We start from the raw sequence: 12,995 nt of genomic DNA, 5'->3' as shown, positions 1-12,995 counted from the left end.
AACTGTGGCCCGAAATGGAATCGCGCATTATGCGCTTATACTTGACTACAGACTGAACCGTTCGCCGAGATAGACGCGCCGCACATCCTTGTGCGCCACGATCTCCGACGGTTCACCCTCCATCAATACCATACCGTCGTGCAGAATGTATGCGCGATCAACGATGTCCAGGGTTTCGCGAACGTTGTGGTCGGTGATCAGGACGCCGATGCCGCGCTCGCGCAGGTGGCTGACCAACTCGCGGATGTCGTTGACGGCGATTGGGTCGATACCGGCAAAGGGCTCATCCAGCAGGATGAAATTGGGCTGGGATGCCAGCGCGCGGGCGATTTCCACACGGCGGCGTTCGCCGCCCGACAGGGCCAGGGCCGAGGTGCGCCGCAGGTGGCTGATGGAGAATTCCGCCAGCAGTTCGTCCAGCGTGGATTCGCGCTTGTCGCGGTCGGGCTCCACCACCTCCAGCACGGCGCGGATGTTGTTCTCCACCGTCAGGCCGCGGAAGATCGAGGCCTCCTGCGGCAGATAGCCAATGCCCAGGCGCGCGCGCCGGTACATGGGCAGGTCGGTGACCTCCAGCCCATCCAGCGTGATGGCGCCGTAGTCGGGCATGATCAGCCCGGTCATGATGTAGAAGCTGGTGGTCTTGCCGGCGCCGTTGGGACCCAGCAGCCCCACGACTTCACCCCGCCGGACGCTGACGCTGACGTCGCGCAGGACGGGGCGGCCCTTGTAGCTCTTGCCCAGCTTGGTCGCCGTCAGGCCGCTGTTCGGATTGTCCGACACCAGGCGGGGGCCGCCAGCCATGGCGTCCTTGGTCTTGGCGTCCTTGGCCGTGGCGGGGGCCGCCGGCGCCTTGGTCGTCTCAGACGTCTTGCTCATGGCTGCGCTCCGCCGCCGGGGTTGTTGGCGCCCGGGGCCGGGCTTGCGGCCGGCTGATCGGACTTCTTGGGAACCAGCACGCTATGCACGCGCCCGCCCTTGACGTTCTCGTCGGGCAGCATGCGGCTGACCCCCGTGGCGTTGTTGACCTCGGCCCTGTGGCCATTCACCTGGTTCTGACCCTGGGTCAGCTTCACATCGCCGGTCAGGATGGCGATGCGCGTCTTCACGTTATAGGTGCCTTCGCTGCCGCGCGCGATATCCTTGGGGGTGACGATCAGCACGTTGCCCTTGGCATCCATGCGCGTCATCTCCAGCTGCTTGGCGGCGTTCTCTTCCATGATGCCGACCAGCACGTCGCCGCGGATGCGGTCGCCCTTGTCGTTGATGGCCACGGCGTTGCCGCGCGCGACCAGCAATTGCTGCTGTTTCCAGTATTCCATGGTGTCGCGGGCATAGACCGTGTCGCTGCGGGTGACCATGTGCAGGTGGTCGCCGGTCATGACGGTCACGTCCTGGTCCACGTCATAAACGGCGTGGTCGCCGAAGGCCTGCTGGCTGGGCGAGGTCAGGACCACCTGGCCATCGGCGGCCATGCGGTACATCTCGGTCGAGCCATCCTTGGTCTTGCGGTAGTAGACCACCAGCGTGTCGCAGTGCAGGGTGTCCTGCCCGCGCACGACCACCACATGGCCACGCGCCACGGCGGCCAGCTGGTCGTCGTGCCACTCCATGGTTTCATCCGACGTGATGTCGATGGCGCCGGGCGGGGCGGCCGTCACCTCGGTGGGGGTGAAGGGCAGCAGCCCCGGCTCCCCGGCCACCGCCGGGTTTTGCGCCGGCGGGGCGGCCTTCTTCGCCTTGGCCGAGCCCGCGGGCTTTTCGGCAGCGGGCTTTTCGGCCGTGGTCTCGCCCGCGTGCGACGCTGGCGCCACGGCGAAGAGGGCCGTGGCCGCCACGGCCAGGGTGCCGACCAGCAGGGTCCGCATCGTCGGGACCGTCTTCAGGGACCGGATGTTCACGGTTGCTTGCCTCCGGACCGCGGTGCCGCGGCGGGTGTCTTGCCGGACGCGGGGGCGGACAGCGGCCCGGGCATCATGGGTGCCTGGCCGTCCCCGTGGCGGTCTTTCTCCACCAGGCGCAAACGCGCCTTGCCGGTGAAAACGATGGTGCTGCCTTTGTCCGTCATGCGGAAGCCGCCGGCGTCGATGTCGCCGAACGGCCCCTGGCCGGCCACGCGCGTGTTGCCCCAGGCGATGTTCTTGCTGGTGTCCACCTCCGCCTTGTCGGTGGTGAGCTCATAGCCATGGTCGTGAAACAGCGTGACCCTCCCCTCCAGCGTCAGGTGGCCAGACTGCTTGTCGTACCGCCCGGTGTCCCCGTTCAGGGTCACCCACTGGCCATTCTTTAACGTGATCTCCGCCTCGGGCGAAACAAGATCGATGAGATTGTCCTGATTGCTTTCCTGCATGGCCCGGTCGGCGCGCACTTCCACCGGCCGGTCGGTCTTGTCCGTGCCCAGGAAATGGGCGTCCAGCATCTCCAGCTGGCCTGTGCCGGGATCGGCCTGGCGCGGGCTGGTCGTTTCCTTGATCAGGGGCCACAGCGCGATCGCGGCGATGGTCAGACCCGCCAGGGTGGGCAGCACCACCTTGGCCTGGTTCACGCGCCGGGTATGCCGGGCGCTGCTGGCCCGGTGGGTCGGTTGGTCGCCGGGGCGGGGGGGGGCGGACGGGGCAGCGGAACCGGCCGGGCCTGCCGGCTGCCGAATCCCGCCCGCGTCGCCGCTTTCGGCGCCGGGGTTTTCTGAAGGGGGGGGCAGGGTCATGGTTCCACGGGGTTTGGCCACCAATTGTGGCGCGGGCATGTCGGGTGGCCACCACCACCGCTTCGGACTCAATCTAGCTGAGCGGGGATTCCACGGTCAAATCGTCATGCGCCGTCCCCATTTCCAGGGGCGGCGTGCGCCACCCTACCATGCGCTCCTCCATCGAGGGGCGCGGCACAAGGATGGGGGGGGTATTGCACCGGTTTGAACAGGGGCGGCAGATGCCGCCCCCGCCCGGCGGCCGTCACTCAATGGGCGAACACTCAGTGGGCGAAAATGTCGGGCTCGTCCCAGCCGGCCAGGTCCAGCAGCGCGCGATGGGGCAGGAAGCGGAAGCACGCGTCAGCCAGTTCCGTCCGGCCTTCGCGGGCCAGAACGGCGTCGAACTTCGCCTTGATCTCATGCAGGTACAGCACGTCGGAGGCCGCGTACTTCAGTTGTTCGGCCGTCAGCTCCTCCGCGCCCCAGTCGGAGGACTGCTGCTGCTTGGACAGGTCCACGCCCAGCAGGTCGCGGCACAAATCCTTCAGGCCATGGCGGTCGGTGTAGGTGCGGACCAGCTTGGACGCGATCTTGGTGCAGTAGACCGGCGCGGTCACCACGCCCAGGTACTTGTTCAGCACGGCGATGTCGAACCGCGCGAAATGGAACAATTTCAACTGAGCCGGGTTGGTCAGCAGGCGCTTCAGGTTGGGCGCGTCATACTGGCCCTGGCGCAGCTGCACCAGATGGCTGCGGCCATCGCCGGACGACAGCTGGATCAGGCACAGCCGGTCACGATGCGGGTTCAGGCCCATGGTTTCGGTATCGATGGCCACCACCGGGCCCAGGTCCAGGCCGTCGGGCAAATCGCCGTCATAAAGATCGATGGGCATCATACCGGTCCTTCGTACTGGTGGGGCTGCCGAAAAGGATTATCGACGCCGGGGCCGTTCGAGGGCAGTGGGAAAACGGACCCCAGAAACGCCGCGGGCCGCCGGCGTCCCATCGGAACATCGGCGGCCCTGCGACCTTAAACCCGCGCTGAATTGGTGCCCAGGAGAAGACTCGAACTTCCACGACATTTCTGCCACAGGTACCTGAAACCTGCGCGTCTACCAATTCCGCCACCTGGGCAGCGCGGGCCGCCTAAGTACGATTATGGATCGAGGCTGTCAACACCCTTCTTCCAGGCAATGAACTTTTTTGGGGGAGGGTGGCGCCGGATGCGCGGCAGGGCGTTCCATCCGCTGAGGGCGCGGTGGGCACCGGTAAGGCGGCATCGAATTGGAGGGGGGCAAGGGGCCGTCCCACGGAGATGCGGGCCCCAGAAACGCCGCGGGCCGCCGGTTCCGTTTGGAACTCGGCGGCCCTGCGTTAAACCCGCGCTGTAATTGGTGCCCAGGAGAAGACTCGAACTTCCACGACATCTCTGCCACAGGTACCTGAAACCTGCGCGTCTACCAATTCCGCCACCTGGGCAGCGCGGGCCGCCTAAGTACGATTATGGATCGGGGCTGTCAACACCCTTCTTTCAGGGCATTTCATTTTTTAGGCGGCTGGGCTGGGGCCGGTATTTCCACCCCGCGCGGGCCTGCATGGGCGGCCGCGTCGCCTTGCATTCCAAGCGCCTAGCCCTGGCCCGCCGGCTTCGCTATAAGCTTGGGTCTTCGGCCGCCGCCGGCCTTGGGGACCGCCTTGCGCACCTGCACACGCGGGGGATCAAACCCTATAGGTAACGGTGGGATCATTCGTTTAGTGGGCAGAGGGTCTAACAGGATGGGCACTAGCATTCGTATCGCCACCGTGTTCGGCGGGGCCGGCTTCATCGGCCGCCATGTCATCCGGCGCCTGGCCAAGACGGGCTGCGTCATCCGCGTGCCCGCCCGCCATCCGGGCGAGGCCGCCTTCCTCAAGACCAACGGCGCCGTGGGCCAGATCGTCCCCATGGCGGTGGACATCGCCGACGACGCCTCCGTCGCCCGCGCCATCGATGGCGCCGACGTCGTCATCAACCTGATGGGCATCCTGGCCGAATCCGGCCGCCGCCAGCGTTTTGACCTGGTGCACGCCGAGGCCGCCGGCCGTATCGCCCGCTTGGCCAAGGGGGCCGACGTCGCCCATCTGGTGCATGTCTCGGCCCTGGGCGCCGACGCCAACTCCCGTTCCGCCTACGCCCGCAGCAAGGCGGCGGGGGAGCAGGCGGTGCGCGCCGTGTTCCCCGAGGCCGTGATCCTGCGGCCCAGCATCGTCTTTGGGCCGGAGGACAATTTCTTCAACCGGTTCGCCGGCATGGCCGCGCGGCTGCCCTTCGTCCCGCTGATCGGCGGCGGCGCCACCCGCTTCCAGCCGGTCTATGTCGGTGACGTCGCCGACGCCATCGTGAACGCCGTCCTCAACGTCGGCGCCGCCGGCAAGACCTTCGAGCTGGGCGGCCCGCGCGCCTACAGCTTCCGCGAATTGATGCAGTTGATCCTCGATACGACCGGTCGCAAGACGCGCCTGGTGTCGCTGCCATGGGGATTGGCCAGCCTGCAGGCGACTTTCCTGGAGATGGTGCCCGGTAAGCCGTTGACCCGTGATCAGGTCACCTTGCTGAAAAGCGACAACGTGCTGTCCGGCAAACTGCCCGGCCTGGCCGAATTGGGCGTCGCGCCCACCGGCGCCGAGGTCATCCTGCCGACATACCTGGACCGCTTCCAGGTCGGCGGTCGCTTCGCCAGCCATCGCCAGGGCCCGTCCCTGCCGCAGCTGACCAAGGTGGATGCCCACGGCACGCATTACTGAGCCTGACCGTAAACCCAGGGCAATATAAAAGGGGCGCCCTCCCGGCCGGGAGGGCGCCCCTTTTTATTGGCGGATTCGGCGGAGGGGCGGGCCGGGGCCCGCCGCCACACCTTATTAAAGGTAAATCATGCCGAGGACGACGATGCCCAGGGCCCAGCAGTAGAAGGCGAAGGGGCGCATGGCGTTGACCTCGTGACGCTTGAACCAGCGCATCAGGGTCCAGACGGCACCGAACGCGCAAATACCCGCCACCACGCCGCCGGCCACCGCGCTTTGGATCACGTCGCCATCCGCCTGGCGCAGCATCTTGGGTACCACCAGCAGGCTGGCGCCGATGATGATGGGCGTGGCCAGCAGCATGGAGAAGCGCGCGGCCTCCTCATGTTTCAGGCCCACCCAGAAGCCGGCCACCATGCTGGCGCCGGAGCGGGAGAAGCCGGGGATCAGGGCCAGCGACTGGGCCAGCCCGATCAGGAAGGCCTGGCCGAATCCCAGTTGGGCCAGCGTGCGGTCACCCCGCCCGCGCAGCCGCTCGCCGAAGAACAGCAGCAGGCCGTTGATCATCAGGAAGATGGCGGCGTTGAACGGGTCGCTGAAGGCGGCGCGCAGCACCTTCTCGAACGCCAGGCCCAGCAGGGCCGCGGGGATGGTGCCGACCACCAGCAGGAACAGGACGCGGCGATCCTCACCCCTCTTCACCACGCCCACCAGCAGATTCACCCAATCCCGCCAGAAGAAGACCAGCAGGGCCGCCGCCGTCCCCAGATGCAACATCACCAGATAGGGCAGGAAGTGTTCCTTGAGGAAGGCCTGGTCCAGGCCCCAGCCCAGCAGGAAGGGCGTCAGCACCCCGTGGGCGACGCTGCTGATGGGGAAAAGCTCGGTGATGCCCTGGATGATCGCGAAGATCAGGGTCTGCAAAAAAGACATGGCGCCTCAACGTCTAGGGGCGAAGGACGGCCGGACGGGGCCGGGCCGAAGGGTTGGCAGGCTGCTTATAGCAGCGGTCTCGCTGCCCCGCGATATCGCCATCGCCAGCGGGAGACGGGCCGCCGAGGGGTGTCGTTGCTCTATATATTTATGTATATCAATTAGATGGGTGTATTTGGTAAGCAAATGCGTACCATATGTCGCAAGCGCGAAAGGCACAGTCACCGCTTTTCCACACGCGAGTCCATGCCCGCCCCCACAATAGGACAGTTATGCTGACTTAACGTGTAAAAAGTGCTGGAGCGATAGGCTGGAACGACTTATATGAACTTCGCGCCCCCTAAGCGCGCAAGCCCGTGACCCGGCGGCTGTCGCCCGGGGTTGGCCAACAGGGGAAGCACCTCCGCCGGCCGCCGCAATCGGCAGGTGGGGAGAATATTGGGATGGCTGGTCCGGGGACGCGCCGGCCGGTTAGAGCACGAAGGGATCAAGGCCATGGCGCAGAAGCAGCAGATGCTCCAGTTCGTCCACACGGACCAGCAAATGCCCGATAAACGCGAGCCCGCGCTGCGCCGGCAGGATTTCGATGAGATCTACGCCCGCTTCGCCGACGGCCAGGCCGTCACCCAGGCCTCGCGCTGCTCGCAGTGCGGCGTGCCTTTCTGCCAGGTCCATTGCCCCGTCTCCAACAACATCCCGGACTGGCTGAAGCTGACGGCGGAAGGCCGGCTGGAAGAAGCCTACGAGGTGTCGCAGGCCACCAACAACTTCCCCGAAATCTGTGGCCGTATCTGCCCGCAGGACCGCCTGTGCGAGGGCAACTGCACCATCGAGCAGTCGACCCACGGCACGGTCACCATCGGTGCCGTGGAGAAGTACATCACCGACACCGCCTGGGAACGCGGCTGGGTGAAGCCCGCCACGCCCGTGCGTGAACGGGCGCAGAGCGTGGGCATCATCGGCGCCGGGCCGGCGGGCCTGGCCGCCGCCGACCAACTGCGCCGCAAGGGCTATCAGGTGCATGTCTACGACCGCTACGACCGCGTGGGCGGCCTGCTGATCTACGGCATCCCCAGCTTCAAGCTGGAGAAGGACGTGGTGGAGCGCCGGGCCAAGCTGCTGGCCGATGCCGGCGTCATCTTCCACCTGGGTTTCGAGGTCGGTCGCCACGCCACCCTGGGCCAGCTGCGGGTGCAGCACGACGCCATCCTGATCGCCACCGGCGTCTACAAGGCGCGCGAACTTGAGGGGCCCGGCAGCGGCGTGGACGGCATCGTGCCAGCGCTGGACTACCTGACCGCCAGCAACCGTACCGGCCTGGGCGACACCGTGGTCGATTTCGAGAATGGCCGCCTGAACGCCAAGGGCAAGAATGTCGTCGTCATCGGCGGCGGCGACACCGCCATGGACTGCGTGCGCACGGCCATCCGCCAGGGCGCCAAGTCGGTGAAGTGCCTCTATCGCCGCAACCGCGCCAACATGCCGGGCAGCCAGCGCGAGGTGGCCCATGCCGAGGAAGAGGGCGTGGAGTTCGTGTGGCAGGCCGCCCCGGACGCCTTCCTGGGCGACCGGCAGGTGACGGGCGTGCGCGCCCACCGTATGCACATGGGCGTGGCCGACGCGTCGGGCCGCCAGACGCCGCAGGCCATCGAGGGCTCGGCCTTCACGCTGGAGGCCGACCTGGTGATCAAGGCCCTGGGCTTCGATCCGGAGCCGCTGCCCACCCTGTTCGGTGAGCCGAACCTGAAGGTCAGCCGCTGGGGCACCGTCATGGCCGATCCGCGCACCTTGATGACCAACCTGGAAGGCGTGTTCGCCGCCGGTGACATCGTCCGCGGCGCGTCCCTCGTCGTCTGGGGTATCCGCGATGGCCGTGACGCCGCCGCCGGCATCCACACCTACATCACCGCCCGCGCCGCCGCGGGCCAACTGGCCGCCGAGTGAAGGGGGATTTGAGATGAGCGAGATGATCGAAAACGGCAGCCCCCTGGTTTCCCGGAACATGTCGGCCGAAACCGGCGCGGAGTTCGTTGAGCGCTACCACGCCAGCGCCCGCCGCCTGGAAGAGGCGCACGTCTGGTCGCCGGAGATGGAGCATGACGCCTGCGGCGTGGGCTTCGTCGCGTCGCTGGACGGCAAGCCCCGCCGCTCCGTCGTGGAGAAGGCGGTGGAAGCCCTGAGCGCCCTGTGGCACCGCGGCGCCGTCGACGCCGACGGCAAGACGGGTGACGGCGCCGGCATCCACCTGCAGATCCCGCAGAGCTTCTTCCGCGAGCACGTGGCGCGCAGCGGCCACCTGCCGCCCGACGGCCTGATCTCCGTCGGCCAGGTCTTCCTGCCCCGCACGGACATGGAGGCGCAGGAGCGCTGCCGCTGCGTGGTCGAAACGGAAATCCTGAAGTTCGGCTACACCATCTATGGCTGGCGCCAGGTTCCCATCAACATCGAGATCATCGGCGAGAAGGCGAACGCCACCCGCCCGGAGATCGAGCAGATCATGGTGGGCAACCCGCGCAACGTGCCGGAAGACCAGCTGGAGCGGGACCTGTACGTCATCCGCCGCCGCATCGAGAAGGCGGTGAAGGCGGAGTCCATCTCCGACTTCTACATCTGCACGCTGTCCTGCCGGTCCATCATCTACAAGGGCATGTTCCTGGCCGAACAGCTGACGTCCTTCTATCCCGATCTGCTGGACGAGCGCTTCGAGTCCAACTTCGCGATCTACCACCAGCGCTACTCCACCAACACCTTCCCCACCTGGTGGCTGGCCCAGCCCTTCCGCATGCTGGCGCACAACGGCGAGATCAACACGCTGCGCGGTAACGTCAACTGGATGAAGGCGCATGAGACCCGTATGGGTCACGAGATCTTCGGCAACCTGATCGAGGACGTGAAGCCCATCATCCCCGCCGGCGGTTCCGACAGCGCCTGCCTGGACGCGGTGTTCGAGGTGCTGGTGCGCTCCGGCCGCTCCGCCCCCATGGTCAAGACCATGCTGGTGCCGGAGGCCTGGTCCGACCGCGAGACCATGCCGCAGAACCACCGCGACCTGTACAGTTACGCCAACGCGGTGATGGAGCCGTGGGACGGCCCGGCGGCGCTGGCCATGTATGACGGCCGCTGGGTCGTGGGCGGCATGGACCGCAACGGCCTGCGGCCCATGCGCTATGTCGTCACCGGCGACGGCCTGCTGATCGCCGGGTCCGAGACCGGCATGGTGAAGGTCGAGGAATATTCGGTCCGGGAGAAGGGCCGCCTGGGGCCGGGGCAGATGATCGCCTTGGATCTGGCCGAGGGCCGGCTCTACAAGGACCGGGATATCAAGGACAAATTGGCCGCCAGCAAGCCTTATGGCAGCTGGGTGCGCCACATCACGGTGCTGGACGACCTGGTGAAGGGGGGACCCGCCACCACGGCCGAACTCAGCCGCGACCAGTTGCGCCGCCGCCAGGTGGCCTACGGCATCTCCATGGAGGATGTGGAGACCATCCTGCACCCCATGGTCGAGGATGCGAAGGAGGCCGTCGGTTCCATGGGCGATGACAGCCCCATGGCCGTGCTGTCGGACCGTTATCGTGGCTTGCACCACTATTTCCGCCAGAATTTCAGCCAGGTGACCAACCCGCCCATCGACAGCCTGCGCGAGCAGCGGGTGATGAGCCTGAAGACCCGCTTGGGCAACCTGGGCAACATCCTGGACGAGAATGACACCCAGACCCGCCTGCTGCAGCTGCAGACCCCCGTCCTGACGACGGCGGAATTCATCGCCATGCGGCGCTATATGGGCGACACGGCGGCGGAGATCGACTGCACCTTCGATCCGGCGGTGGGTGAGTTCGCCATGACCGACGCCCTGCGCCGCGTGCGGCAGGAGGCGGAGGACGCGGTGCGTGGCGGCGCCACCCACCTGATCCTGACGGATGAGGCCATGGGGCCCGACCGCGCCGCCCTGCCCATGATCCTGGTGACGGGGGCGGTCCATACCCATCTGATCCGCCAGCAGCTGCGCACCTTCACCTCGGTCAACGTCCGCTCGGGCGAATGCCTGGACGTGCACTACGTTGCCGTGCTGATCGGCGTGGGTGCCACCACGGTCAACGCCTACCTGGCGCAGGAGGCCATCGCCGACCGCCAGCGGCGCGGCCTGTTCGGCGACATGCCCTTGGAGAAGTGCCTGGAGCGGTACAAGAAGGCCATCAATGAGGGCCTGCTGAAGATCATGTCCAAGATGGGCATCTCCATCGTCTCCAGCTATCGCGGCGGCCTGAACTTCGAGGCGGTGGGCCTGTCCCGCTCGCTGGTGGCCGAGCACTTCCCCGGCATGATCAGCCGCATCTCCGGCTTGGGCCTGGTCGGCATCCAGAAGGACGTGCTGGAACAGCACGCGCTGGCCTGGAACGAGGAGGTCGTGGCCCTGCCCATCGGCGGTTTCTACAAGTTCCGCAAGGGCGGCGACCGCCACGCCTGGGAAGGCGGCCTGATCCACCTGCTGCAGCAGGCGGTGTCCAACGACAGCTATTCCACCTTCAAGCGCTACTCCGAAGGCGTGCACAAGCGCCCGCCCCTGCAGCTGCGCGACCTGCTGGACTTCCGCCCCTCCAAGGGCAAGGTCGCGGTGGACGAGGTGGAGAGCATCACCGCCATCCGCAAGCGCTTCATCACCCCGGCCATGTCGCTGGGCGCCCTGAGCCCCGAGGCCCACGGCACCCTGAACGTCGCCATGAACCGCATCGGCGCCAAGTCCGACTCGGGCGAGGGTGGTGAGGATCCGGCGCGCTTCAAGCCGGACGCCAACGGCGACAACTGGAACTCCGCCATCAAGCAGGTGGCCTCCGGCCGCTTCGGCGTGACGGCCGAGTACCTGAACCAGTGCCGCGAGATCGAGATCAAGGTGGCCCAGGGCGCCAAGCCCGGCGAGGGCGGGCAGCTGCCCGGCTTCAAGGTGACGGAACTGATCGCCCGCCTGCGCCACAGCACGCCCGGCGTGATGCTGATCAGCCCGCCGCCGCACCACGACATCTACTCGATCGAGGATCTGGCGCAGCTGATCTACGACCTGAAGCAGATCAACCCGGACGCCAAGGTCTGCGTGAAGCTGGTCAGCCGCTCGGGCATCGGCACCATCGCCGCCGGCGTGGCCAAGGCCGGCGCCGATGTCATCCTGGTGTCGGGCAATGTCGGCGGCACCGGCGCCTCGCCCGTCACCAGCGTGAAGTTCGCCGGCTTGCCGTGGGAAATGGGCCTCAGCGAGGTGCAGCAGGTGCTGACGCTGAACCGCCTGCGCCACCGCGTCACGCTGCGCACCGACGGCGGGCTCAAGACCGGGCGCGACATCGTCATGGCGGCGATGCTGGGGGCCGAGGAGTTCGGCGTGGGTACCGCCAGCCTGATCGCCATGGGCTGCATCATGGTACGCCAGTGCCACAGCAACACCTGCCCGGTGGGCGTGTGCGTGCAGGATGAAAGCCTGCGGCAGAAGTTCGTCGGCACGCCGGAGAAGGTCGTCAACCTGTTCAGCTTCATGGCGGAAGAGGTGCGCGAGATCCTGGCCAGCCTGGGCTTCCGCACGCTGCGGGAGGTCATCGGCCGCACCGACCTGCTGCACCAGGTCAGCCGCGGCGCCGTGCACCTGGACGATCTGGACTTGAACCCCCTGCTGGCCCAGGCCGACCCGGCCGGCGACAGCGCGCGCTACTGCACGCAGACCGGCCGCAACGAGGTGCCGGACACGCTGGACGCCCAGATGATCCGGGACGCCCGCCAGCTGTTCGAGGACGGCGAGAAGATGCAGTTGGCCTACAACGTGCAGAACACGCACCGCGCCATCGGCACGCGGATGTCGGCCATGATCACCCGCAAGTTCGGGATGAGCGGCCTGCAGCCTGGGCACTGCACGGTGCGCCTGCGCGGCTCCGCCGGCCAGTCGCTGGGCGCCTTCGCCGTCCAGGGGCTGACCCTGGAGGTGTTCGGCGACGCCAACGACTATGTCGGCAAGGGGCTGTCGGGCGGCACCATCATCGTCCGGCCGCTGACGGCCACGCCCTTGAAGTCCAACGAGAACACCATCATCGGCAACACGGTGCTGTACGGTGCCACGGCGGGCAAGGTGTTCGCCGCCGGCCAGGCGGGTGAGCGCTTCGCCGTCCGCAACTCCGGCGCCACGGTGGTGGTGGAGGGCTGCGGTTCCAACGGCTGCGAGTACATGACCGGCGGCATGGTGGTCATCCTCGGGTCCGTGGGTGACAACTTTGGTGCCGGTATGACCGGCGGCATGGCCTTCGTCTATGATCAGGCGGGCACCCTGCCGCTGCACATCAACCCCGACAGCGTCATCTTCCAGCGTATCCAGGTGCAGCATTACGAGGATATGCTGGTGTCGCTGATCGAGGAGCATGTGGCGCGGACGCAAAGCCGCTGGGCCATGACCCTGCTGAACGACTGGCCGCTGGTGCGCGGCCACTTCTGGCAGGTGGTCCCGAAGGAGATGCTGCACCGCCTGGCGGTGCCGGTCCTGCCGCCCCAGGCGCTCAGCGCCGAGTAGGGGGCGCCCGAGTAAGCCGCCATTTCGGGCGCCCCGGCCTTTGGGCCGGGG

8 protein-coding genes and 2 tRNA genes are annotated in these 12,995 nt (G+C 67.0%); 3 read left to right on the top strand and 7 right to left on the bottom strand.

Annotated features, from left to right (window positions below; translation table 11 throughout):
• Nucleotides 1-45 precede the first annotated feature (45 nt).
• From lptB to FHS74_RS15020, 6 genes are all read right to left on the bottom strand, one after another.
• Nucleotides 46-879 (bottom strand): LPS export ABC transporter ATP-binding protein, encoded by an 834-nt coding sequence (lptB, locus tag FHS74_RS15045; protein ID WP_184801944.1) that lies wholly within the window; start codon nucleotides 877-879, stop codon nucleotides 46-48.
• A complete protein-coding gene (locus FHS74_RS15040; protein ID WP_184801942.1) occupies nucleotides 876-1,901 on the bottom strand; it encodes an LptA/OstA family protein in 1,026 nt (341 codons plus the stop codon). The genes lptB and FHS74_RS15040 overlap by 4 nt, the downstream gene beginning before the upstream one ends.
• Entirely contained in the window at nucleotides 1,898-2,545 is a 648-nt protein-coding gene (gene lptC, locus FHS74_RS15035) for an LPS export ABC transporter periplasmic protein LptC (protein ID WP_184801940.1), read from the bottom strand. The genes FHS74_RS15040 and lptC overlap by 4 nt, the downstream gene beginning before the upstream one ends.
• A 425-nt stretch (nucleotides 2,546-2,970) precedes the next feature.
• Entirely contained in the window at nucleotides 2,971-3,582 is a 612-nt protein-coding gene (locus FHS74_RS15030; RefSeq protein ID WP_184801938.1) for a ribonuclease D, read from the bottom strand.
• A 154-nt stretch (nucleotides 3,583-3,736) separates the two neighbouring features.
• Nucleotides 3,737-3,823: transfer RNA gene (locus tag FHS74_RS15025), tRNA-Leu, on the bottom strand.
• Between the two features lie 258 nt (nucleotides 3,824-4,081).
• Nucleotides 4,082-4,168 (bottom strand) — tRNA-Leu (locus FHS74_RS15020).
• Between the two features lie 297 nt (nucleotides 4,169-4,465).
• Here FHS74_RS15020 and FHS74_RS15015 point away from each other — a divergent pair.
• Complete coding sequence (locus FHS74_RS15015; RefSeq protein WP_184801936.1) at nucleotides 4,466-5,473, top strand: complex I NDUFA9 subunit family protein; 1,008 nt, start codon at nucleotides 4,466-4,468, stop codon at nucleotides 5,471-5,473.
• A 114-nt stretch (nucleotides 5,474-5,587) separates the two neighbouring features.
• On the opposite strand, the gene FHS74_RS15010 is transcribed toward FHS74_RS15015, so the two are convergent.
• On the bottom strand, nucleotides 5,588-6,403 hold the full coding sequence (locus FHS74_RS15010) for an undecaprenyl-diphosphate phosphatase (protein WP_184801934.1): 816 nt from the start codon (nucleotides 6,401-6,403) through the stop codon (nucleotides 5,588-5,590).
• A gap of 495 nt (nucleotides 6,404-6,898) precedes the next feature.
• Between FHS74_RS15010 and FHS74_RS15005 the strand changes: the two genes are divergently transcribed.
• The gene (locus tag FHS74_RS15005) at nucleotides 6,899-8,347 is read left to right on the top strand and encodes an NAD(P)-dependent oxidoreductase (protein ID WP_184801932.1); all 1,449 of its coding nucleotides are present in this window, start codon (nucleotides 6,899-6,901) and stop codon (nucleotides 8,345-8,347) included.
• 22 nt (nucleotides 8,348-8,369) lie between these two features.
• On the top strand, nucleotides 8,370-12,944 hold the full coding sequence (gene gltB / locus FHS74_RS15000; RefSeq protein ID WP_246463170.1) for a glutamate synthase large subunit: 4,575 nt from the start codon (nucleotides 8,370-8,372) through the stop codon (nucleotides 12,942-12,944).
• Nucleotides 12,945-12,995: the final 51 nt, after the last annotated feature.

The organism is Nitrospirillum iridis, assembly GCF_014205765.1.
Lineage (GTDB): Bacteria > Pseudomonadota > Alphaproteobacteria > Azospirillales > Azospirillaceae > Nitrospirillum > Nitrospirillum iridis.
This window is presented reverse-complemented; position numbering and strand designations above follow the sequence as displayed.